This is a genomic window from Desulfallas sp. Bu1-1 (assembly GCF_015594625.1).
Taxonomy (GTDB): Bacteria; Bacillota; Desulfotomaculia; order Desulfotomaculales; family Desulfallaceae; genus JADNRQ01.
Map to the genome: position 1 here is coordinate 150,233 of NZ_JADNRQ010000003.1, position 23,208 is coordinate 173,440.

Annotated in this window: 20 protein-coding genes and 1 pseudogene; 18 read left to right on the plus strand and 3 right to left on the minus strand. The window is 54.1% G+C overall.

Features of this window, described 5'->3' with window-relative positions; genetic code table 11:
• Positions 1-12: 12 nt before the first annotated feature.
• Positions 13-1,236 carry a bifunctional phosphopantothenoylcysteine decarboxylase/phosphopantothenate--cysteine ligase CoaBC gene (coaBC, locus tag IT084_RS04910; RefSeq protein WP_195711686.1) on the plus strand — a complete coding sequence of 408 codons (1,224 nt, stop codon included), beginning with the start codon at positions 13-15 and terminating at the stop codon, positions 1,234-1,236.
• Positions 1,237-1,250: 14 nt separating this feature from the next.
• On the opposite strand, the gene IT084_RS04915 is transcribed toward coaBC, so the two are convergent.
• Positions 1,251-1,718 (minus strand): MarR family transcriptional regulator, encoded by a 468-nt coding sequence (locus tag IT084_RS04915; protein WP_313885422.1) that lies wholly within the window; start codon positions 1,716-1,718, stop codon positions 1,251-1,253.
• A gap of 77 nt (positions 1,719-1,795) precedes the next feature.
• On the opposite strand from IT084_RS04915, the gene cysK reads away from it, so the two are divergent.
• Both cysK and IT084_RS04925 read left to right on the plus strand, forming a co-directional pair.
• Positions 1,796-2,719: a cysteine synthase A gene (gene cysK, locus IT084_RS04920; RefSeq protein WP_195711688.1), complete on the plus strand. Its 924-nt coding sequence runs from the start codon at positions 1,796-1,798 to the stop codon at positions 2,717-2,719.
• Positions 2,720-3,085: 366 nt separating this feature from the next.
• On the plus strand, positions 3,086-5,548 hold the full coding sequence (locus tag IT084_RS04925; RefSeq protein WP_195711690.1) for a heavy metal translocating P-type ATPase: 2,463 nt from the start codon (positions 3,086-3,088) through the stop codon (positions 5,546-5,548).
• A 29-nt stretch (positions 5,549-5,577) separates the two neighbouring features.
• On the opposite strand, the pseudogene IT084_RS18970 reads toward IT084_RS04925, so the two are convergent.
• A pseudogene (locus IT084_RS18970) lies at positions 5,578-5,877 on the minus strand (GGDEF domain-containing protein); the annotation flags it as partial.
• Positions 5,878-6,221: 344 nt separating this feature from the next.
• Between IT084_RS18970 and IT084_RS04935 the strand changes: the two are divergent.
• Positions 6,222-7,256 (plus strand): hypothetical protein, encoded by a 1,035-nt coding sequence (locus tag IT084_RS04935; protein ID WP_195711692.1) that lies wholly within the window; start codon positions 6,222-6,224, stop codon positions 7,254-7,256.
• 189 nt (positions 7,257-7,445) lie between these two features.
• Here the strand turns inward: IT084_RS04935 and IT084_RS04940 are convergent, their stop codons facing one another.
• Positions 7,446-7,703: an SHOCT domain-containing protein gene (locus tag IT084_RS04940; protein WP_195711694.1), complete on the minus strand. Its 258-nt coding sequence runs from the start codon at positions 7,701-7,703 to the stop codon at positions 7,446-7,448.
• 818 nt (positions 7,704-8,521) lie between these two features.
• On the opposite strand from IT084_RS04940, the gene IT084_RS04945 reads away from it, so the two are divergent.
• The 14 genes from IT084_RS04945 (at position 8,522) to IT084_RS05010 (ending at position 23,120) form a co-directional block, all read left to right on the plus strand.
• The gene (locus tag IT084_RS04945) at positions 8,522-9,226 is read left to right on the plus strand and encodes a response regulator transcription factor (RefSeq protein WP_313885426.1); all 705 of its coding nucleotides are present in this window, start codon (positions 8,522-8,524) and stop codon (positions 9,224-9,226) included.
• On the plus strand, positions 9,227-10,684 hold the full coding sequence (locus tag IT084_RS04950; RefSeq protein ID WP_195711698.1) for an ATP-binding protein: 1,458 nt from the start codon (positions 9,227-9,229) through the stop codon (positions 10,682-10,684).
• A 176-nt stretch (positions 10,685-10,860) separates the two neighbouring features.
• Entirely contained in the window at positions 10,861-11,199 is a 339-nt protein-coding gene (locus IT084_RS04955; RefSeq protein WP_195711701.1) for a hypothetical protein, read from the plus strand.
• Between the two features lie 87 nt (positions 11,200-11,286).
• Positions 11,287-13,566 (plus strand): primosomal protein N', encoded by a 2,280-nt coding sequence (priA, locus tag IT084_RS04960; protein WP_313885423.1) that lies wholly within the window; start codon positions 11,287-11,289, stop codon positions 13,564-13,566.
• 32 nt (positions 13,567-13,598) lie between these two features.
• Positions 13,599-14,051 carry a peptide deformylase gene (gene def, locus IT084_RS04965; protein ID WP_195711703.1) on the plus strand — a complete coding sequence of 151 codons (453 nt, stop codon included), beginning with the start codon at positions 13,599-13,601 and terminating at the stop codon, positions 14,049-14,051.
• Between the two features lie 24 nt (positions 14,052-14,075).
• Positions 14,076-15,038, plus strand: coding sequence for a methionyl-tRNA formyltransferase (fmt, locus tag IT084_RS04970; protein WP_195711704.1), 963 nt, complete (start codon positions 14,076-14,078; stop codon positions 15,036-15,038).
• A 2-nt stretch (positions 15,039-15,040) separates the two neighbouring features.
• Complete coding sequence (locus tag IT084_RS04975) at positions 15,041-15,808, plus strand: DUF116 domain-containing protein (RefSeq protein WP_243276777.1); 768 nt, start codon at positions 15,041-15,043, stop codon at positions 15,806-15,808.
• A gap of 30 nt (positions 15,809-15,838) precedes the next feature.
• On the plus strand, positions 15,839-17,248 hold the full coding sequence (rsmB, locus tag IT084_RS04980; RefSeq protein WP_195711705.1) for a 16S rRNA (cytosine(967)-C(5))-methyltransferase RsmB: 1,410 nt from the start codon (positions 15,839-15,841) through the stop codon (positions 17,246-17,248).
• A 133-nt stretch (positions 17,249-17,381) separates the two neighbouring features.
• Complete coding sequence (gene rlmN / locus IT084_RS04985; RefSeq protein WP_195711706.1) at positions 17,382-18,452, plus strand: 23S rRNA (adenine(2503)-C(2))-methyltransferase RlmN; 1,071 nt, start codon at positions 17,382-17,384, stop codon at positions 18,450-18,452.
• Positions 18,453-18,502: 50 nt separating this feature from the next.
• A complete protein-coding gene (locus IT084_RS04990) occupies positions 18,503-19,264 on the plus strand; it encodes a DUF3662 and FHA domain-containing protein (protein ID WP_195711707.1) in 762 nt (253 codons plus the stop codon).
• A 2-nt stretch (positions 19,265-19,266) separates the two neighbouring features.
• Positions 19,267-19,821: an FHA domain-containing protein gene (locus IT084_RS04995; protein ID WP_195711708.1), complete on the plus strand. Its 555-nt coding sequence runs from the start codon at positions 19,267-19,269 to the stop codon at positions 19,819-19,821.
• A complete protein-coding gene (locus tag IT084_RS05000; protein WP_195711709.1) occupies positions 19,772-20,488 on the plus strand; it encodes a Stp1/IreP family PP2C-type Ser/Thr phosphatase in 717 nt (238 codons plus the stop codon). The genes IT084_RS04995 and IT084_RS05000 overlap by 50 nt, the downstream gene beginning before the upstream one ends.
• Positions 20,489-21,748 carry an FtsW/RodA/SpoVE family cell cycle protein gene (locus tag IT084_RS05005; RefSeq protein ID WP_195711710.1) on the plus strand — a complete coding sequence of 420 codons (1,260 nt, stop codon included), beginning with the start codon at positions 20,489-20,491 and terminating at the stop codon, positions 21,746-21,748.
• The gene (locus tag IT084_RS05010; protein WP_195711711.1) at positions 21,738-23,120 is read left to right on the plus strand and encodes a penicillin-binding protein 2; all 1,383 of its coding nucleotides are present in this window, start codon (positions 21,738-21,740) and stop codon (positions 23,118-23,120) included. Before IT084_RS05005 ends, IT084_RS05010 begins: the two co-directional genes overlap by 11 nt.
• The last annotated feature ends 88 nt before the right edge of the window (positions 23,121-23,208 follow it).

Here is a 23,208-nt window from a genome sequence, read left to right on the forward strand (position 1 = left end):
CGGGGGTGCCTTATGCTTAAGGGCAAGCATATCGTAATCGGGGTAACCGGCGGCATTGCCGCCCACCGTGCTCTCGACCTGGCCAGCAATCTGGTGAAGGCCGGGGTGGAGGTGCATGTGATCATGACCGCCGGGGCCCGGGAATTTATCCGGCCCCTGGCTTTTGAGGCAATATCGGGAAACCGGGTGCACGTGGATACGTTTAAGGCGCCACCGGGGTGGCGTTATCCTCATCTTGAACTGGCCCGCCGGGCGGACCTGGCTGTCATTGTCCCCGCCACCGCCAATATCTTGGCCAAACTGGCCTGCGGTATGGCCGACGACCTGCTCACCACGACGGTGCTGGCCATGGTCTGCCCCGTGCTGGTCTGTCCCGCCATGAACGCGTATATGTACCGGAACCAGGCCGTGCAGGAAAATTTAAGTTGCTTGCGCCGGAGGGGATTCATTATCGTGGAGCCGTCCGTGGGACGCCAGGCCTGCGGGGATGAGGGACCCGGGCGGCTGGCGGATGTGGCGGTAATTATGGAGCGAATCGGGCAGGTGCTTGACCCGCCGAAGGGCGACCTGGCCGGAATTACGGCGCTGGTGACCGCCGGGGGCACCCGGGAACCCATCGACCCGGTACGGTATATCAGTAACCGCAGTTCGGGTAAAATGGGCTACGCCCTGGCCCGGGCGGCCGCAAACAGGGGAGCCGGTGTTTACCTTGTTTCGGGGCCGACCAACCTGGAACCCCCGGAAGGGGTAAAACTGGTGCATGTTGAAACCGCGGCGGAAATGTTCCGGGCGGTGATGGAACTTTACCCCCGGGTGGACGTGGTGGTCAAGGCGGCGGCGGTTGCGGACTACCGCCCCCGGGTGACGGCAACGCAAAAGATCAAGAAGGAAGATGACGGGCTGGTGCTGGAACTGGAAAAAAACGTGGACATTTTGCTGGAGCTGGGGAAAAATAAACGGCACCAGCTGTTGGTGGGCTTTGCGGCGGAAACGGAGGACCTGATTAATAACGCGCGACGCAAACTGGTTAAAAAGAACCTGGATATGCTGGTGGCCAATGACGTTATGCAGCCCGGTGCCGGCTTCGGCACCGATACCAATATTGCCAAATTGATTTTCCCGGACGGCCGCATTAAATCCCTGCCGCTGATGGACAAGCTGGAACTCAGCGACCGGATCTGGGACGAGGTGTTGCAATTAAGGGCAAACGCCGGTCAAAAAGATACAGCGGACTAAGATGACCTTAAAATTCACATCTTTTCAAGGTTTTTTCTCAACTTTTGCAGTAGTTTGATCAGCTGCTCCTTTTCCCCGGCATCCAGGCCGGATATGGTTTGCCGGGTAAAAGCGGCGTGAATGGGCAGGATATTTTCAATCAGGTTCTGCGCTTTGGGGGTAAGCTTGGCCCTGAAAATGCGCCTGTCCCGGGGGTCGGTTTCCCGGACGACAAGGTTGTCCTTTTCCATCCGGTCGATTAAGCCGGTTATGTTGGCCCTGCTTACCAACATGCGCTCGCCCAGTTCCGACAGGGCCAGCCCCCGATCGCCCGCCTGGCGCAGTTGCATTAAAGCGTTGAACTTTGGCTGGGAGAGGCCGAAACGGGCAAAATGCCTGCCCATGACGTCCTCGAGAAGGTCATAAGCTTGCGTAAGTTCAATGATCGTTCTGATGGCCAGATAAGATTCGTTTTGGCCGGGACTGTTGTTTAAATCATTCACATTAATTTCCTCCATTTTTTTAATTGTAATGATTGTTATAATCATTTGTCAACAACGATGAGGGGAAGTATGACACCGTGAGCGATATCAAAAATAATATCCTGGAACTGGTGGGCCGCACTCCGGTGGTCAGGCTGAACAGGGTAAAGGATGATTGTGCCGCGGATATAGTGGTCAAGCTGGAAATGGTCAATCCCAGCGGCAGCGCCAAGGCAAGGGCGGCGCTGGGCATGATTCTGGCTGCCGAAAAAGCGGGGAAAATCCGCCCGGGCAGCGTGATTGTTGAACCCACCAGCGGTAACCAGGGTATTGCCCTGGCCATGGTGGGAGCGGTCCGGGGGTACCGGGTTATCGTGGTGATGCCCGATTCCATGAGCAGGGAAAGAAGGCAACTGGCCCGGGCTTACGGGGCGGAGGTGGTATTGACCCCAGCCGCGGATGATGTCGGCGGTGCCGTAAAAAAAGCCCGGGAGCTGGTGGGACAGATCCCGGGGGCGTGGATGCCGGACCAGTTTTCCAACCCGGACAACCCGGCCTTTCACGAACACACGACGGCCAGGGAAATTTTGGAACAGGTAGACGGCGAAATTCATGCTTTCGTGGCGGGGGTGGGCACGGGCGGCACTTTGACCGGCGTGGCCAGGGTGTTGAAAGGGAAGTACCCCGGGATAAAGATTTACGCTGTGGAACCCAAAAAATCTGCGGTGCTTTCGGGCGGAAAACCCGGGCCGCACGGTATCCAGGGCATTGGCGACGGGTTCGTGCCCGAAAACCTGGACCTGTCGCTGGTGGATTCACCCTATGCGGTGGACGACGAGGAAGCGTTTGCCATGACCAGGCGTTTGGCCCGCGAGGAGGGTATTCTGACGGGCATTTCCGGGGGCGCCGCCGTGCATGCCGCAGTGGCCGTGGGCCGGGAACTGGGCGCGGGTAAAACCGTTTTGGCCATCCTGCCCGACACCGGCGAGAGATACTTAAGCACCCCGGTGTTTGAGGGGTAAATATAACAGAAATCACACCCAATTGGCAAATTTGATTCCAAAATGCAGTAAAACAGGAAATTAGAAGGATTGTGGACAGTGTCGTTGGTTATTTAACAAGATATTTAGACTTAGCGGTGGTGAGCTTCATGATCGAAAATATAACTATAAGAAGACTTGGAATTAACCGGGTCCCTCCCGGAGGTTGCCTGTATTTTTTTTTGCGAATGAGGTGCGGGATGGTGGACGGATATGGTTGGGGAAATAACAATTCCAGTAATTAAATACTGTAAGTTGCGAATTGCCCCGGCTTTCCGGGGTATCTTACTTAAAAATAACTTTTATTAAAGCTTTTTATAAAATCTTGATTAGTTCGGAGGGAGTTATATGGCAAACATTCAAGCAGCTACCACCCGACCTAAACCGGAAGGATTAAAGAAACTAACGGTTAAAATAGCCGGGATGTCCTGCGCGGCCTGCGCCGGCCGCATTGAAAAAGCGCTTGCAAAAATTCCCGGCGTCGAGAGTGCCAGGGTAAATTTCGCGGCTGAAACCGCCACCGTGGATTACCTATCTGAATCGGTAAGCTCTGAGAAAATTTTAGACAAGATCAAGGAAACCGGTTACCGGCCGGTGACAGGACGTACAGAATTGAAACTTTCCGGAATGAGCTGCGCGGCCTGCGCCGCCAGGATCGAAAAAGGCCTCAACAAACTGCCCGGTGTCACCCGTGCGGCGGTGAACTTCGCCACTGAAAAGGCCGTGGTGGAATTCAACCCGGCGGAGATCGATGTTCCGCAAATTAAAAAAGCTGTGGCCGGTATCGGTTACAAAGCTTCTGAAGTGGACGACAAGACTACGGCTGACCTGGAGCGGGAAGAAAGGGAAAGGGAAATTCGGCGGCAAAAATCCCTGGTGATTTTTTCCGCTATTTTTTCCGCACCTCTTGTGGTTTATATGCTGGCAATGGTTTTGAATTTACACGGTATGGCCCCGGCCCTTTTCTTTAACCCCTACTTCCAGTTTGCCCTGGCTACTCCGGTTCAGTTTATAGCAGGGGCTAACTTTTACAAGGAAGCTTACGTAGCCCTGCGGGGGCGGAGCGCCAACATGGCGGTGCTGGTGGCCCTGGGAACCACCGCTGCCTACCTGTATAGTGTAGCAACAACCTTTTTTGCCGAACGCATTGGAAATACAGAAGTTTACTACGAAACCGGGGCCATTATCATCACCCTGGTCCTGCTGGGGAAAACCCTTGAAACCATCGCCAAGGGGAGGACCTCGGAAGCCATCAAAAAACTGATTGGCCTCCAGGCCAAAAACGCCCGTGTAATCAGAGGCGGCCGGGAGATGGAGATACCCGTGGAGGAAGTGGAAGTGGGGGATTTGGTGGTGGTTCGACCCGGCGAAAAAATCCCGGTGGATGGAGTAGTAAGAGACGGTTATTCCACCGTTGATGAATCCATGCTCACCGGAGAAAGTGTTCCGGTAGATAAGAAAACCGGCGACGAGGTGATTGGAGCTACTATTAACAAATTGGGAACTTTCAAGTTCGAGGCCACCAAGGTGGGGAAGGACACCGCCCTGGCACAGATCATCAAAATCGTGGAGGAGGCCCAGGGTTCCAAGGCGCCGATCCAGCGCATGGCTGACGTGATTTCCGCCTATTTCGTACCGGCTGTGGTAGTAGTGGCTCTGATTACATTTCTCGCATGGTTCTACTATGGCGCTCCCGGCGACTTTACCAGATCTCTGTTAAACTTTACCGCCGTCCTGGTGATTGCCTGCCCTTGCGCCCTGGGCCTTGCCACGCCAACATCAATCATGGTGGGCACCGGCAAAGGAGCTGAAAACGGCATACTGATCAAAAGCGGCGAATACCTGGAAAAGGCCCATAAACTGACAGCCATCATCCTGGACAAAACCGGAACCATCACCAAGGGGGAGCCCGCATTAACGGATCTGATCACGGCGCCGGAGTACCGCGGGTACGAAAAAGACTTGCTGCAGCTGGCCGGCAGGGCGGAAAAAAATTCCGAGCATCCCCTGGCCCAGGCCATTGTAAATTATGCTAAAGAAAAAGGCGCCGTTTTAAATGACCCGCAGCAGTTCAAGGCCATACCCGGCCACGGGGTGGTGGCGGAAATCGAAGGCAGTAAAGTTCTGCTGGGTACCAGAAAACTGATGCAGGAGCACAATATTAACATATCCGGTCTGACCGCAGATGTCGAAAACCTTGAAGAACAGGGTAAGACCGCCATGCTGATGGCGGTGGACGGCAAGCCGGCGGGTGTTATCGGTGTCGCGGACACCATTAAAGAAAATTCGAAAGAAGCTATAAGCCGTTTAAAGGAAATGGGTCTGGAGGTTTGGATGCTTACAGGGGACAACCGGCGCACCGCCGAAGCCATTGCCCGGCAGGTTGGAATTGAGAACGTGCTGGCGGAGGTGCTTCCGGAGGACAAAGCGCAACAGGTTGAAAAGCTGCGCGGGCAGGGCAAGGTAGTGGGTATGGTGGGGGACGGAATCAACGACGCCCCGGCCCTGGTCACCGCTGATGTCGGATTTGCCATCGGTACCGGCACAGACGTGGCTATTGAAGCGGCAGATATTACCCTGATGAGGGGGGATTTGAGGGGCATTGTGGCCGCCATCAGGCTCAGCCGGGCCACCATTAAGAATATCAAGCAGAACCTCTTCTGGGCGCTGGTTTATAACACAGTGGGCATTCCGGTGGCTGCCCTGGGCTTTCTCAACCCGGTGATTGCCGGGGCGGCCATGGCCTTCAGTTCGGTGTCGGTGGTGACCAATGCCCTCAGGTTGCGGCGCTTCAAGCCGGGGTTGTCATAGAAATGGATTTAGTTTCTTCAATATATAGTTTAATAGTTTTGGGCTTTGTTGCGGTACATGTTTTCATCAGCCCTGCACAATAACACATCCGCTGTCAGGCCATCTTCCGGGTACACCGAAATACCTGCCGAGACGCTCAAAGGATATTTCCAGGCTTGATGCGCAACAGCTTTTTTGATCCTCTGTACTAAACCGGCGCTTTGAGCTCTTTTTAAACCCGGACATATAATCACAAACTCGTCCCCGCCAATACGACCGACCACGTCGGTGATACGCACATTAGTCTTAATTGTTTTGGCAATAACCTGCAGAGCAAGGTCCCCTTGCTCATGCCCGTACCGGTTTACTCATTAAGCATTTTCTGCATATTTCGACCATTTCCTGCAACCACTGGCTGGCACAAGGGAAAGGTGATAACTGATTAATTGAACATTTCAAGACATAGCCTCATGATTGGTGTTATCAGGGTGGTCTGTAATTTACTGGCGGATATAGATGTGACAATGGCTAATTCCGGTGCAAGGACAATTAAAGAAATAGACAGGTTTATGGTAGTACTCGCCAAATAGCATGCATGGTGGGGTTGATTTCATTTTTATACGTGGATTAAAAGCCGGTAAAAAGCAAAAAATATCTTTAGTTTAATTCTTATAAAAAAGAAGGGGTTATATTCATGGCTATACCACGTATACGCAGAAAGCCGCCAACTAAACAGCGTAATACCAATAAAACAGAAAGTTGCAATTTATGGGAAATTATTAAATATAACTTAACCGCGCAAGAACGTTTAAGCTTTTTGGAGGATTATGTTCAAGATCAGGATTTAAGATTTTTATTAAAAGGATATCGCGAGCTTTTAGTTAAAAATATTGATGTTTTAAAAGAGGAAATGGCCAAGCGTGGCCTGGTAGGACTGGACCGCCATGCCGTAGATGCACAGTTCCCGATTAACCCTCAAATGTTGAGCGACAGGCAAATTGCCAACGAGAGCTTGTTACTGGTACAAGGGAACGTAGACCTACTGACACGCACACTGGAGCCGGTAAGCCATGACGAGCAATTGCGTTCCATATTGATCGAGGATGTAACCCGGGTAATGGATTTCAGGGATGAAATGGTAAAATATCTAAAAATGAATGGGTGGCTGGATAGTCCAACCCTTTTCCCGTCGCTTGCTACGGTTAATATTAAACGAAAAACCGGTGAGAATACTTCAGCGGGAAAAACAGCGAATACGGGATTAGTTAAGAAAATAACTCGTGACACCCTGGCCATAGGTGCACTGGCGGGGACAACCGGAACAGTGGTCATGCATGGTTTCTCTGAAATATGGAAACTTATGGGCCTGGTCAAGATAACAACACTGCAAGTATCGGGAGCAATATTTGTTGCTAGGGATCAGCTTAATACACCTATAGGCTTTATTATCAGTATTATATCCCATCTAATGGTTGGCTCGGCAGGGGGAGTGCTGCTGGCACACTATATGAAATATACAGGGAAGGATTTATACTGGTTAAAAGGGCTGGCCCTGGCCGGTTTTATGCTGCTGGGGGGCATGGGTTTTATGGTACACGTGATGCAAATAATGCCGCAGATGGATAAAGATACTCTTACAGTTCTTTTCCATATTATAAATTATTTTATTTACGGTCTGGTTGTGGCGTATGTAATTGCCAGGTATGGGGAACTACGTAGACAGAGTTAAATTAAACAGGCCGACCTATTAACATACCTAAATTAACTTTAAGAAAGAGCCGGAACCGTCCAGGTTTCGGTTTTTATGCGTAAAAGGAACTAAAAAAGTAAAAGCCGGGTGGATTATTACCCGGCAAATGAGGTTTTTACTAAAGGGAAAATTAAATTGGGGGAAGGGCAATTAAAACCTTGGGTAAGTTCACCTTGTAAGTAAATCCTCTTTCATGCTATTAAAATCTTCTTTGGATATTTCGCCGCTGGCGTACCTTTTTTTTAGGATAGTCAGCGGGTCCGGTGCCCCAGATTTACCAATTGACATTTTTTTTCTTCGTTCCAACATGCTGATCACCAAGTAAACTACACCAACTATAATGATCACAGGCAGGAGCATGGAAAACAGCATGGAAAAACCCCATAGCAATGAGCTAATGCCATCGCCAAATCCAAATCCCATCATAACCAAATACCTCCTTTTTATCTTGTTCGTTTAAGGCTTACACCTTATGGGTTTATCATAGAATGAATATTTTACAAAATGGTCTCAGAAGTTTAACAAATTTGTCACAATCAGTGACGTTCATTATAATAACTCTATATGCCTCTGAGGCAACTTCTTTTGGCGATGTGCACGGTGGCAACAAGCTCAAAAGGACGGTCGTATAACGCCGGAACAGGCTAAAGCCTGGTAAGATCACTTCAATTATATGCGTGATTTCCATACCCAAAACGGCTTTGGCCCGATGGGTTCCAGGATGGGCTCCGGTATGATGGGTTTCGGAGGCATGATGGGTAATTTTGGCGGAAATAACGGATTTGGCGGGATGATGGGTAATTAAGCTGATGATGCGCGGCCATAAGCACTAATCCCCTAATAAAAATCGACTAACTACCCCTGTTCAACGCAGGGGTTATTTATTTAGTTATCGAAACCAGCTAATCCGGTATTGGGATGAACCTACGCATGCCGGTATTTACACTATATCAACACCGGAGGTTGGTTCTATATAGCCCCTTAAAAGAATTTGAGTCTTATCTCCAAATAAGATAAACTTTAAATTAGCAGAAAGGGATAAGAATGAAGCACAAGAGATACCCAAAGGAATTTAAAGATCAATTAATTCACCAGGCGCCGTAGGGTAGCCTTGACAGCCCTGGGGCTGTCAAGGCCGCCGGTCTTTCATGAAAAGTTCTAACTAACACTATTTTCAATGAAAATCTATGAAACCAGGTGGTTTTGTGTTAAAGACTCTAATAATAGGGGGTTGGACCGGGTTGGTGGAAAATACTAAGATACTGGTTGTGGACGATGAACGAAAAATCCGCGATTTAGTGCGGCTTTATTTAGAAAAAGAGGGCTTTATGGTCGGGGAAGCTGCCGACGGGCAGAAAGCTTTGGACTTGTACAAAGATGGACAATGGGATTTAATTGTCCTGGACCTGATGATGCCGGGCATTGATGGCTGGGCGGTTTGTAAAGAAGTAAGGAAAAACTCCAATGTACCCATCATTATGCTCACCGCTCGGGACGATGAAATAGACCGCGTTCTTGGCCTGGAACTGGGCGCTGACGACTATGTGGTCAAGCCTTTTAGCCCACGGGAACTGGTTGCCAGGGTGAAAGCGGTGCTGCGCCGAAGCCAGGTTGCGCCATTCTCGGAGCAGCCTGCCAAGGCTCATATCCTTCAATTTCCGGGGCTGTCCATTAACCCGGAGTTGCGCCTTGTATTGGTTGATGGCCGGGCTGTAAGCCTTACTCCCAAAGAGTACGAGCTGCTTTACCAACTGGCCAGGTCGCCCCGGCGCACTTTCACCCGTGAAGAGTTATTGGAAACCATTTGGGGCTATGATTACATGGGTGATACCCGTACGGTAGACACACATGTAAACCGTTTAAGGGATAAACTGCTAAAGGCATCAGGTAATAAATCGTCTTATATCTCGACGGTTTGGGGAGTTGGCTATAAATTTGAGGTGGAATAAATGAACATCCTGCGTAAAAGTATCGTGATAAAATTATGGCTGCTTATGGTCATGCTGGTATTGATAATTTTATATTTTACCGGCGTTCTCCAGACCGCCAAGTTGAAGCAATTATACTATGCCCAGCAGTTGGAAGAGCTGACCAATGAGGCCAGACATATATCAACCATTAAAGAAATTCATGATCAAAACTTGAACGTTAATCTTTTATATACCCTGGCCGGAGCTTTTAAGGGCAACATTATGGTTATAGACAAGCAAGGCTATATTGTGCATTGTATCGGCATGGGCATGAGCATGCAAAACGTTGCCGGCGAAAAGATCAATGTGGTAGGTCATCATGATTTACCTTGGAAGAAATCTGATTTACAGTCCATAATGCAGGGAAAAACTATCTCTTACCGGGGAGCCTATCATTTTTTGGACACAGATGTATTAACTGTGGCGGTGCCCTTATACAAGGAAGGCAAAATAGCCGGCTCGGTTATGTTGAGTTCGCCTCTGGCGCCGATTGAGGAACGTATCGGCGCTCTGCAGAGAATTACCCTCTATGCCGGTTTGATTGGCATTGCTCTAGCAACTATTTTAAGCCTTTTGTTATCCCGTACTTTATCGCGCCCTTTGCTAAAAATGCATCAAGCAGCACAGTCAATGGCCAGGGGCGATTACTCCCGCCGGGTCGAAGTGAAATCACAAGATGAGATTGGTTTACTGGCTCATTCCTTAAATGCCCTAGCGGCCGAGCTGCAAGAAAAAATTACTACTTTAGAGCGGCTGGACAAAACCAGGCGTGAGTTTGTGGCCAATGTTTCACATGAACTGCGTACACCCCTTTCTATCATTCAGGGGTATACTGAAGCGCTAATAGACGGTATGGCCGGAACGGAAGCAGAACGCAAAAAATACCTGGCGGATATTCACGAAGAAATTCTCCGGCTGCGCAGGCTGGTTGCCGAGATTCTGGACTTGCGCAAAATTGAAGCAGGCCGGGTAGAAATGAAAATGCAAAAAATCTCTCTTATCCATCTGGTCAGCCAGGTATTTGAGCAATTTCAAGCCCTGGCTGAAGACAAGCAAATCATAGCGTCCTTAGATTTTGCGCCTGGTTCATATACCGTAAAAGCCGATCCAGACCGTATAAAGCAAGTTCTTATTAATCTTTTGGACAATGCTGTGCGGGTAACCCTTCCTGGAGGCCAAGTTAAAGTAAACTTGACGGAATTAAAGGATATGGTGCAAGTGTCTATTACCGATACGGGGCCGGGAATACCTCCCGAAGAACAGCCGTTAATCTGGGAGAGGTTTTACAAGGTGGACAAATCCCGCGCCAGAACAGGTGGGGGAACCGGTTTGGGGCTGGCTATAGCCAAGAAAATCATAGAAGCCCACGGCGGATCAATAGAGGTCAGCAGTAAGCCGGGGAAGGGAAGTACTTTTTATTTTGTCATCCCCAAGTAATAAATCCCTGTGCTTTAGTTTTAATTATTATGCAACATTTTGGGTTCCCGTTCCATTTCTCCGGGGAGGCTACTATTAGCTTGGTGTTTGCGAGCATTGTGGGGAGCAATATTTAAGCAATCACACTAGACTCCCCGTGTCATAATATGGTGGTAAAATGCCGCGGGGAGATTAAAATGATTTTTAACAAGTTCAAAAAAATGTTGAAAAGGAGCGATAAGCGGACCGGTAAGCAGTGTTGCGAGTTGCAAACCGATGTGGCGGCAATAAAAATAGGAGATTTATTGGTAACCATGGCCCGCAGGGTAAACCTGCCGGTGCCTCACGAGTTTTCCGTGTTTGTTCCCAGGGTTGAAATCAGGCAGCGGTATTACCGGGATAACCAGCTGCAATATGAAAAGGAATTAATTTTTAACAGCTTGACCATTGTGCATGCCCCGCAGCACCCTCCGGCGGAAGGCGACAAGAATTCAAGGAAAACTTCTTGGGTAACGGGTAACCAGAAAATGGATTGAGAGAAAATAACTTTATGGTCTATAATTATAATATTGAACAACTGAAGATTTTTTTATTTAATGAAAAATATTCCCTGGGGAAAAAGTTTGTTTCAATACAGAGGGGTGTGGATGGCGGAGCAATTGTTTGCCGATGTACTGGTGGAAGTGCCGGGGGTTGGGTTTGATCGAACATTTCAATACCGGGTGCCGCAAAAACTGGTGCAGCGAATTCAATTTGGTCACCGGGTGCAAGTGCCTTTCGGCGGCAGGCGGGTTACCGGCTTTGTGGTTGGCTTCGGGGAGCATGAAGCGGTCGCAGGCGTCAAGGAAATAGCCGGGCTGGTTGACGAACAGCCCTGTTTTGGGGCTGATCAGTTGGCCCTGGCCAAGTGGATGGCCGGTTATTATTTTTGTGACATCGTCAAGGCGCTGCAAACCGTGATTGCACCGGCACTGAAAAAAACCGCCGCCCGGCGGGTTGCCCGGTATTTCTGTGTCGCCGGCCCCGGTGAATTGCCCGGCCTGCGCCGGGAAATGGCCCGCCGGGCGCCCAAGAGCCTGGCGGTTTTGGAGGCGGTCATTACCCGCCCCGGGATGAGCAGGGGGGAACTGGCGGTTGCTGCCGGCGCCTCGCCGTCCGTCATCGACAGGCTGGTCGCCAGGGGATTGCTCCGGGTGGAAACGGAAATCCCCTGGCGCGACCCGTTCCCGGTGCCGGTAGAAGGTGATACGGAGAGAGTGCGGTTGACGGCCGAACAGGAGCGGGCCGTGCGCGAGATCCGGACGGGTTTGGAAGCCGGCCGGCACCAGGTTTTTCTGTTGCATGGAGTAACCGGCAGCGGCAAGACCGAGGTTTACCTGCATAGCATTGAGCATGCATTGCGGGCCGGCAGGCAGGCCATTACGCTGGTGCCCGAAATATCCCTGACCCCGCAAATGGTCAGGTTGTACCGGGCCCGCTTTGGGCGAAACGTGGCGGTGTTACACAGTCGCATGTCCGACGGGGAACGGTTTGACGAGTGGACCCGCATTGAGCGGGGCGAAGCCCGGGTGGTGTTGGGGGCGCGTTCTGCCGTGCTGGCTCCGGTGCCCGATCCGGGGCTCGTGGTAGTGGATGAGGAACACGAGTGGTCTTATAAGCAGGAGGAGGCGCCCCGCTATCATGCCCGGGCGGTAGCCCTGTACCGGGCGCAAAAGCATAATGGCGTGCTGGTGCTGGGCAGCGCAACCCCCTCGCTGGAAACCTTTTGCCGGGCTTTGCCCGGCGGCGTTTATAAACGGCTCAGCCTGGACAATAGAATTGATGGTAGAAGTATGCCCGCGGTGCGCGTTGTGGATATGCGCGAGGAAGTGCGGGCGGGCAACGGAAGCATTTTTTCCCGGGTGCTGTTGCAAAAATTACGGAAAAAAATACATAATAACGAACAAGCCATTGTTTTTTTAAACCGGAGAGGGCTGAATACCCTGGTGGTTTGCCGGGAATGCGGGCTGGTACTGAAGTGCCCCCGCTGCGAGATATCCCTGACATACCACATTGACGGGCGATTGCGCTGCCATTATTGCAATTACACCGTTGTGGCGCCGAAATTATGCCCCGATTGCAGCAGCCGGGAAGTGGGTTACTTTGGGGCGGGCACCCAGCGCGTGGAAAGGGAGCTTCAGGAAGCTCTGCCCGAAGCGAGGATATTGCGCATGGACGCCGATACCACCACCCGCAAGGGCTCTCACCAGCGGATTTTGGACGCGTTCGCCGGGGGCGCGGCCGATATTCTGGTGGGCACGCAGATGATCGCCAAAGGGCTGGATTTGCCCGGCGTAACCCTGGTGGGCGTGGTTAATGCCGATATTACCTTGCATATGCCGGACTTTCGGGCCGGGGAACGCACTTTTCAATTGCTGGCCCAGGTGGCCGGCCGGACCGGGCGGGGAGACAGGCCCGGGGAGGTGTTAATTCAGACCTACACGCCGGAACATTACGCGGTGCGGGCCGCCGCCGGGCATGATTATTACGCCTTCTACCGGCACGAAATAGCCCTGCGCAAGTCCACGGGTTACCCGCCCTTTTCCAAAATGGTGCGGCTATTGGTGTCGGGCAGGGATGAATCCGCCGTGCAGGCGGCGGCGCAAAAAATCCGGGAACAATTGGACGGGTTTATAGACGGGTTTGCGAACGCGCCGGATGGGGGAAAAATATTCATAGTGGGGCCGGCGCCGGCTCCGCTGGCCCGGTTAAAGGAAATTTACCGGTGGCACCTGATTGCCTGGAGCCCGGATTACCAGTGTTTGCGCCGGGTAATGGAACAATTTTGGCGGGCCTCGGGCGGCGCTTCCCCCGGCAAGGGGCTGCACCTGAGCATAGATGTGGACCCGATGAGTATGATGTGATGGATATACATTTTCAAGGAGGCTGAACATCTTTGGCCATTTATAAGATTGTAGAAGCGGAGGATGATCTTCTGCGCGAGAAGGCCAAGCGCGTAACCAAGCTGGGCAGAAATATTGAAAAATTGTTGGATAACATGAGGGACACCATGTATGCCAATAAGGGCGTCGGCCTGGCCGCCCCGCAGATCGGGGTATCCAAACGAGTTATTGTTGTGGACGTGGGGCAGGGGCTGGTGGAGTTGATCAACCCCGAAATTATCGATGTTGATGGAATGCAAACCGACGCTGAAGGCTGCCTCAGTATTCCCGGGATGGTGGGGGATGTTACCCGGGCGGCGTGGGTTAAGGTCAGGGGTCTTGACCGCAAGGGCAACGAAATCGAGCTGGAGGCCGAGGGCTTTTTTGCCAGGGCACTGCAGCATGAAATAGATCACCTGGACGGGATATTGTTTATCGATAAGGCAACAAACTTGAGAAAAGTATGATTTTGGTGGTTGGGGAGTAATGTTATGAGAGTTGTTTTTATGGGTACGCCGGATTTTGCGGTGCCTTCATTGCGTGCCCTGTTGAAAAATCAATACGAGGTTGCGGCAGTGGTTACGCAGCCCGATCGGCCCGCAGGCCGGGGCAAAAAAATGCGCTCCTCTCCGGTGAAAACGGCTGCCCTGGAAGCCGGGCTGCCGGTTTACCAACCCGGGAAAATTCGTGACCCCGCTTTTATTGAGACGCTGCGCGTGCTGAGTCCCGATGTGGTAGTTGTGGCGGCGTTCGGGCAAATTTTGCCCGCTGGCGTGTTGAACATGCCGCCCTATGGCTGTATCAACGTGCACGCATCGCTGCTGCCGGCTTACCGGGGGGCGGCGCCCATCCACAGGGCCGTCATCAACGGTGAAACCGAAACGGGCGTCACCATTATGCAGATGGATACCGGTTTGGATACGGGAGACATAATCATCCAGGAAGCGGTGGCCATCGGACCCGACGATACGGTGGGGATGGTGCACGACCGGCTGGCCGCGCTGGGCGGGGAACTGCTGGTCAGGGCACTGGAGCAAATCAAGGGCGGGCGTGCGCAGCCCATACCGCAGGACGACGCCAAATCCTCCTATGCTCCCATGCTCACCCGGGGGGACGAAATAATCGATTGGCGGCGGGATGCCCGCTCCATTAAAAACCAGGTGCGGGGGCTCAACCCCTGGCCGGGGGCGCGTACCAGCCTGGGCGACAAACTGCTGAAAATCTGGCGGGTGAACGTGGCGGGGGAACGCCCGGCGGGAGCCGGGCCACCGGGCCGGGTATTGGAAGCGGACGCCGGCCGGGGCATTTTGGTGCAAACCGGCCGGGGCATGATCATTATCGAAGAATTGCAATTGCAGGGCAAAAAGAGCATGGATGCCGCCCAATTTCTACGGGGGAATCCGGTTGCCCCCGGCACGATTCTGGGCGCGGGCCAAACCGGGGGTGATGATTGATTATGAACAACATGGTGCAGGTTCAGGAACGAAAACGCCTGTACATCGGCCTGTTGGGCGCCAGCCTGCTGGTGGTGGGGCTGCTCACGGTGGCCATCTGGTACCTGGTGTTCAGCCCCGAACGGTCGCTGTTTTACAAGCTGGTGCTGCTGGCGCTGGCGGCGGTGCTGATTCTGGCCATTCTACTGGCGAGTTTCGGCCTGGCGGGGATCGTGCTGACGATTATCCGCTCGCGGCCCTTCGCCCTGCTGCAGGGGCCCATGCGGGTAGCCCTGAACACTTTTTTCCCCCTGGTGCTCGGGTTGGGTAAAATATTTAGAATCGATATGGACCGGATCAAACTATCGTTTATTGAAGTGAACAACGACCTGGTGCATGCCCGGCGACTTAAAATCGAACCGTACCAGTTGCTGCTTTTGGCCCCGCATTGCCTGCAATACAGCGAATGCGAGCACAAGGTGACGGGCAACGTGGACAACTGTCGCCGTTGCGGTAAGTGCGGCGTCAACGATATATTAAAGCTGCGCGACCGTTACGGTATCCGGGTGGGAATGGCCACGGGCGGAACCCTGGCCCGTAAATACGTGCGCGACTACCGGCCCAAGGCTATTGTGGCCATCGCTTGCGAGCGGGATTTGACCAGCGGCATTCTCGACGCCAACCCCGTACCGGTGCTGGGCGTAACCAATTTAAGACCCAACGGCCCCTGCTTTAATACTAAATTTTCGGTACAGCGGGTGGAAGAGTCAATCAGGTTTTTTTTACAATAAACCAAGAGATACGTTTGGACGTGATCAGGTTTGAAACAGCAGTTAAGCGCCAGGGAATTGGCCCTGCGGGTTCTGGTTGATGTGGAGGAGCGGGAGGCTTACGCCAACCTGGCTTTGGGGGCTGTTTTGGATAAAACCGGCGCCGGTAAACTGGACCGGGCCTTTACCACCGAACTGGTTTACGGCACCCTGCGGATGCTGAACACGCTGGATTGGGCGCTGGGTAAGTACCTGCGCCGCCCTCTGTCCGGCTTGGCCGCTCCGGTGCGGAATATTTTGCGCCTTGGCGCTTATCAAATTTTGTTCATGGACCGGGTGCCCGATTCCGCCGCTGTGAACGAGTCGGCCAACCTGGCCCGCCGGCACGGGCACGCCGGTATCGTTAAATTTGTCAACGGTGTGCTGCGGAACCTGGCCCGGGGCAAGGACCACCTAACTTACCCCGATCCCGTGAAGCAACCGGTGGAGAGCATATCGTTACGCCACTCCCATCCCGCCTGGCTGGTGCGCCGCTGGCTGGCTGAATTCGGCTATGAACAAACGGCGGCCCTGTGCGAGGCCAACAACCGGCCGGCGCCCAACACCGTGCGGGTGAACATGTTGAAAACGGATACCGAAACGTTGATGGACATCCTGGGATCCCTGGGGGTAAAGGCGCAAAAAGGGCGATATGCCCGGGACTGCCTGCAACTGGACGGTTTTATTTCTCTGGGGAGGTTGCCCCCGTTTCAAGAAGGGTTGTTTCAGGTTCAGGATGAAAGCTCGATCCTGGTGGGGCAGGCGGTCAGCCCGGAACCCGGCGCCAGGGTGATCGACGTGGCCAGCGCGCCCGGCGGCAAGGCCACCCACCTGGCCCAGTTGATGCAAAACCAGGGCGAGATTTTAGCTCTGGACGTGCATGAACATAAAGTCAAGCTAATCGAGGAAAACTGCCGCCGGCTGGGCGTCAAAATCGCCCGCACCATGTTGGCCGACGCCCGCGAAATTCCAAAGGAATACTCGGGCTGGGCGGATTACGTGCTGGTGGACGCCCCCTGTTCGGGACTGGGCGTGCTGCGCCGGCGCCCGGACGCCAAGTGGCGCAAGGGCGAGGAACAGATCAAGGCCCTGGCGAAGCTGCAGGCCGAAATATTGAACGCGGTTGCATTCGCCCTCAAACCCGGGGGGGTACTGGTGTACAGCACCTGCACCATTACCAGGGAGGAAAACCTGGGGCAGGTGGAGGCTTTTTTGCGGGCGCATCAAAATTTTCATTGCGAGCCGCTCACCGGCCTGTTGCCGGGCGACCTGGACCACGCGGGCACAATGAGCAGGGGCTATTTGCAGATCTTGCCCCATATCCACGGCCTGGACGGTTTCTTTATCGCCAGGCTCAGGAAAAACGGCGGGCAGCACCCCGTTCAACGATTCGCAGGGCGATCCGGCGGGTTTCTGGAATGAGTGGAACACTGGAAGCGTTGCTTAGCCTGTCATATCCCAATAGTCATGACCCCTTGGGGCGTGGCGGACCCTACCAAAGAGGAGTAACGCAATCGGCGTAGAAATATCTACTTGCCGGAGGAGGAATTGCCGAATGGCCGGTCTCCCCCATATCAGGGATTTGACCCTGGCTGAACTGGAAAGGGAAATTACCGCCATGGGGCTGCCAAAATACAGGGCCGCGCAGGTCGCGGACTGGGTGCACAAAAAGGGGGCCACCTCTTTTGCAGAAATGACCAACCTGCCGCAAGAAGTGCGCGAAAAACTTGCCCGCGCATTTCACCAGGGCGGGCTCACTGTTTGGGATAAAAAAGTTTCCCGGGACGGCAGTACCATCAAGTACCTGTTGGGCCTGGCCGACGGCCAGGCGGTGGAAAGTGTGTTGATGCAGTATCGCTACGGCCATTCGGCCTGCCTGTCCACCCAGGTGGGGTGCCGCATGGGGTGCAGAATCTGCGCCTCCGGGCTGGAAGGGCTGGTGCGCAATCTCAGCCCGGGCGAAATGCTGGGCCAGATCTGGGCCATGCAGCGGGATTCGGGCCGGCGCGTCAGGAGCATCGTGCTCATGGGCTCCGGCGAGCCGCTGGATAATTACGAGGCTACCGTTAAATTCCTGGAGCTGGTGAACGCCCGGTACGGGCTCAATATCGGGCACAGGCACATCACCCTGTCCACCAGCGGTATCGTTCCGCGCATTTACGACTTGATGCGCCTACGCCTGGCCATTACGCTGGCGGTTTCCCTGCACGCTCCCAACAACGAATTGCGCGACAGGCTGGTACCGGTGAATAAGGCGTACCCGCTGGAGGAACTGCTTCCCGCCTGTAGCGCCTACGCTGAGACCACCGGCCGCCGGGTGTCTTTCGAATATGCTTTGATTCACAACGTCAATGACACCCGGGAACACGCCGGGGAACTGGCAAGGATCCTTGCCGGCATTCACTGCCATATTAATTTAATCCCGGTCAACCCGGTGCCCGAGCGCGGCATGGGACGCAGCAGGCCGGGAAATGTGCGGCTGTTCAAAGAAATACTGGAGCGGGCCGGCTACCCGGTGACCGTGCGCCGGGAACTGGGGCTGGACATTAATGCCGCCTGCGGCCAGCTGAGGCGCCGGGTTCTGGCCGGAGATCAAAACGGAAGAAACCGCCGGGGCGTCTCATAATATAATAGAATTAACTCAAATCATTTAAGCTCGGGAATGGGGTGAAAGCGGTGGGCTTTTTCTCGGAGCTGGAAGGTAACCTGGAAAAATATATTGAGGGATTTTTCAAGGATAAATTCGGGGGCGGCCTGCAACCCGTTGATGTGGCCAAACGGCTGGCCCGGGAAATGCGCGACCGGCGCAGGGCCGGGCTAAATGAGATTTACGTGCCCAACCGTTACGAAATCTACCTGAACCCGGAAGATTTTAATTCCGTTCGACCGCTTATTGACCGGTTATCTGCGGAAATGAAGGAATTTGTACTCGCCAGAGCGGCAGAAAAAAAATACACCTTGCTGGGGCCGGTGAGGGTCAATTTCCAGGAAGACAAGGATGTTGCGGCCGGTCAACTGAAGATGGAGAGTTTCTTTGACCAAACCGCCGGTAATGCGGAAGATGCCGGGGCGGTACCGGAAGAGACGCTGCAATATACCCCGGTGCGGGAGGTGCACGCACGGGAAACGCCGCAGTACCGGCATGACCGGAAAGCAGAGCTGGTGGTTGTGGAAGGCGCAGGCGGGGCCAAAAAATTTGTTGTCGCCGGAAACCTGGCGGTCATCGGGCGCCGAGAAATTTGCGATATTTACCTGCCCGATTACAGTGTTTCCAGAAGGCACGCCGTGATCACCCGCAGCGGCGACCGGTATCTGATCAAGGACCAGGGAAGTACGAACGGCACTTATGTCAATGGGGTCAGGATTAAACAAACCGAGCTGGCGCCCGGGGATACCATCAAGGTGGGCAGAGTAGTGCTGGCTTTCAAGGTGGAATAAACTTGGATATTATTTTGTTCATTGCACGCACCGCGTTTTTAGTGTTGATTTACGTATTTATATTTATATTGCTGAATTACCTGATCAGGGATTTGCAGCGCACCGGTTCACTTGGGAACAACGGGGCGGCGCGCCGGGGAGCGACTGCCGTAATACCGACCGGGAGCGCTTCGCCTTTACGCCGGCGAGCCCGCGGCGAAAACGGAGTGGGTGTGCTGAGGGTGGAACTTGCGCCCGATAAATACGGCATCAGCGGCGCGGAATTCAATCTTGCCGCTGAAATGAGGCTGGGCAGGGATTATGACAACGACGTTGTTTTGCCCGGCAGGTTTGCTTCGGGCCGCCATGCCAGGATCTACCTGCAAAACGGGCAGTACTGGTTGGAGGACTTGGGCAGCAAAAACGGTACTTTTCTCAATGGGGTGCCCCTTACCCGGCCCGCGGTACTGGCCAATGGTGATCAAATCAAAATTGGAGATATAACACTGAAGTTTGTGAGGTGGGGTTATGAGGTGGAGTCAGATCACCGAATGCGGCCCGGTGCGCCGGAGGAATGAAGACTGGCTGTGCGCGTGTCCCGAGCTGGGCCTTTTTGCGGTGGCCGACGGCATGGGGGGACACCGGGCCGGTAACGTCGCCAGCAGGTTGGCCCTGGAAATATTGGAGGAATATGTACGGCACAATTCCGGCAGGGGTTATTCGGACCGCGAACTGCTGGCGGGCGGCATCCAGCGGGCCAACGAAGCGGTGTATCGTTCCGCCGCCGGGCACGAGGAACACCGGGGCATGGGCACCACGATAAACGCCTGCCTGCTAAAAGGGAACAAGCTTACCCTGGCCAACGTGGGAGACAGCAGGGCGCTTTTGTTGCGGAACAAAAAAATCAGCAAACTGACCAGTGATCATTCACTGGTGCAGGAGTTGGTGGACGGCGGCAGCATTACCGAGGAAGACGCCATGAACCACCCGAAGCGCAACGTTTTAACCAGGGCGCTCGGTATCGGGCCGCGGGTTGAAGTGGATTTTTTCGAATATAATATTATGCAAGGCGATTGCCTGCTGCTCTGTACGGACGGTTTAACCGGGTTTGTGGCGGAAGACAGGATCGGAGAATTAATCCTGGCTTCGCCGGATCCGGAAGCGGTGGTACGCAACCTGTATGCAGAAGCAATCAATGCCGGTAGTAACGATAATATAACCATGATTTTTCTGGCGGTGGATTAAATGCGAAGCCGCAGTAGGGAACGGGTATTACTGACCGTTGCTTTTCTGTATACTCTAACCGGGGGAATCATTCTTTACTTGCGGGAACCCGGAACGGCCGGGCTTTTGGTTACAGCCGCTTCGTTTGTTACTTTTATTGGATTTATGGTGTTAAGTTATATCTGGCAGAAAAAACGGCCCGGGTTTGACCAGTATATTACCCCGGTAATTAGTTTTTTGACGGGCACCGGTATAGTTTTCTTGTTCCGTCTTCAGCCCGCATACGGGTACAGGCAGTTGGCTTGGCTGGTCTTCGGTATGGTGGCGCTGTACTTGACCACTGCCCTTGTTTATAACTACCGCCTGCTGGCTGATTACAAGTATCTAATTGCCCTGGCCGGCATTGCGGCGCTGCTCTTGCCGGTTTTCTTCGGTATCGAGCTGGGTGGGGCCAAAAGCTGGCTGGATCTCAAGCTGTTTCACTTTCAACCTTCCGAATTTGTCAAGCTGCTCCTGGTGCTTTTTCTGGGCGCCTACCTGGTGGAAAACCGGGTTCCGCTGCGCCTGGGGGGCGGGCGGGAGTATTATTTGCCCGGCGCGCAGCAATGGGGACCGTTGTTGGGGATGTGGCTGATTGCGCTGCTGGTGCTTGTTTTTCAAAAGGACCTGGGCACCGCGCTGATTTATTTCGCCACCTTTTTGGCCATGGTTTACGTGGCCACGTCCAGGGTGGTTTATGTGGCCCTGGGATTGCTCCTGTTCCTGGGTGGAGCGGCCGCCGCATATATGGCGGTGAGCCACGTGCATACACGGGTAACCATCTGGCTCAACCCTTGGGCATCGGCCCAGGGTGCGGGGTACCAGATCATCCAGTCACTCTACGCCATCAACGCGGGGGGCATCTTCGGGACGGGCCTGGGAGCCGGTTATCCCGGTTTTATTCCGGCGGTACACACCGATTTTATCTTTTCCGCCATTTGCGAGGAAACCGGGTTGCTGGGCGGTGCGGGAATCCTGATGTTGTTCATGATCCTGGTCTATCGCGGCTTTAAGATATCACTGGCGTCGCGGGATGATTATTCCGAAATTATGGCGGCCGGTTTTACGGCCCTGCTTGGCCTGCAGGTACTCATTATCATCGCGGGGGTAACCAAATTATTGCCCATGACGGGGATTACCCTGCCATTTATTAGTTACGGGGGGAGTTCGCTGGTGGCAAACTTTATCCTGGCGGGCATGTTGCTGAATATATCCGGCGGAACCGTGTCAGATGAAAGCTAACGTTCGCAGGCTGGCTTACTTTATCCTGGCCGGGCTGGCGGCCATCTGCCTGTACCTGGCCGCGATACCGCCATATATCGCCCATATCACCGGCACCGGGACCGGCCCGGTTGACCCCCGGGTTTCCGCCCGGGAAAACATCATCAAGCGGGGGGACATCCTGGACCGAAACGGCCGCGTACTGGCCCGCAGCGTGCCGGCCGAACGGGGCTATACCAGGGAATACCCGCTGGGCGCCGCCGCCGCTCACATTATCGGCTATTATTCGAGCCGGTACGGTTCCGCCGGGCTGGAAAAATCCCAGGCCCCGGTGTTGTTGGGTCTGGAAAATGATAATAAGCTTTCCAATTTATTTAACCGCATCCTGGGCCAGCCCGCAACGGGAAACAATGTGATCCTGACCATCGACGCCGACCTGCAGCAATTCACGGCCGGCTTGCTGCGGGGCAAAAAGGGGGCCGCTGTGGCGATCAACCCGGCCACCGGGGAAGTGCTGGCCATGGCCAGTTACCCGGACTACGACCCGAACAGGGTGACGGATTACCTGAACCGCGCCGGATCACCCCTTTTAAACAGGGCCGCCCAGGGGGCCTACCCGCCCGGCTCGGTGTTTAAAATTGTTACGGCGGCGGGCGTGCTGGCCGGGGCGCCGGGTATAACGGAGAAGACGATCAACTGTACGGGCAGGCTGGCTGTTGGCGGTTTTACCCTGCGGGACTACGCGGCGCATGGAATGGTTGATTTCCAGGATGCCTTTGCTAAATCATGTAACGTGGCTTTCGGCCGCTACGGGCTGGCCCTGGGGCCGCAAAAACTTACCCGGGTGGCCCGGGAGTTCGGGGTGGGAGTTAAACCGGATTTCCCCCTGCCTGTGTATGAAGGCAGCATTCCGCCGGCCGGTAAAATGGACGACCCGGCCGTTGCCTCAACTGCCATCGGGCAGGGCGAAATACTGATCAGCCCGTTGCAGGCGGCCCTGTTGGCCTGCGCCGTGGCCAACGACGGGGTGATCATGAAGCCTTACCTCGTGGCGGGTTACTATAGCCCGGAAGGCGGCGGAAGGAAGTATAAACCGGAGGTGTGGCTCCGGGCCATGGACCCGGCCGTGGCCGGGGTCTTGAAGGAAGCAATGATTGCCGTTGTCAGGGAGGGCACGGGCCGGTCGGCGGCGCTGCCCGGCGTGACGGTGGCCGGCAAAACCGGCTCGGCGGAAAACCCGCACGGCGAGCCCCACGCCTGGTTTGTGGCCTTTGCGCCCGCGGAGGCCCCCCGGGTAGCGGTGGCCGTACTGGTTGAAAACGCGGGGTCCGGTGGTGCCAACGCCGCGCCCATTGCCCGGGAAATCATCCGCCGGGCACTTGACCGGTTATAGCTCCGGCCCGGAGAGTGGAATTGTGAAAGGAATGGAGCGAAACCGCCGGAGCGCCCAATAAACAAGAGCAGCGCAGTTAGGGATAGTA